Here is a 303-nt window from a genome sequence, read left to right on the forward strand (position 1 = left end):
CGTAAATCAAAAATCGTAAATCTTACTTCTTAATGGCTTCAGGACTATTTGCCCTATTAGATGATATTGCCACCGTCATGGATGACGTGGCTGCCATGACCAAAATTGCCGCAAAAAAGACCTCCGGAATTTTAGGGGATGACTTGGCGGTCAATGCTGAAAAAGCGTCTGGCTTTGTACCCGATCGAGAATTGCCTGTCCTTTGGGCGATTTCCAAAGGCTCTTTTGTCAACAAACTGATCATTTTACCCGTCGCATTTTTGCTTAGTGCTTTTGCACCCGTAGCAGTTACGGTGATTTTGG

The 303-nt window shown here is 44.2% G+C and carries 1 protein-coding gene; it reads left to right on the plus strand.

All coding sequences use genetic code 11. The features are described 5' to 3' along the window. Positions 1 to 32 precede the first annotated feature (32 nt). Positions 33 to 303, plus strand: a 271-nt coding sequence (locus ACNKXV_RS14125) for a DUF808 family protein (protein ID WP_417908353.1), incomplete at its 3' end; no start/stop codon positions are given.

The sequence above is a fragment of the Christiangramia aquimixticola genome (assembly GCF_048285835.1).
GTDB classification, from domain to species: domain Bacteria; phylum Bacteroidota; class Bacteroidia; order Flavobacteriales; family Flavobacteriaceae; genus Christiangramia; species Christiangramia aquimixticola.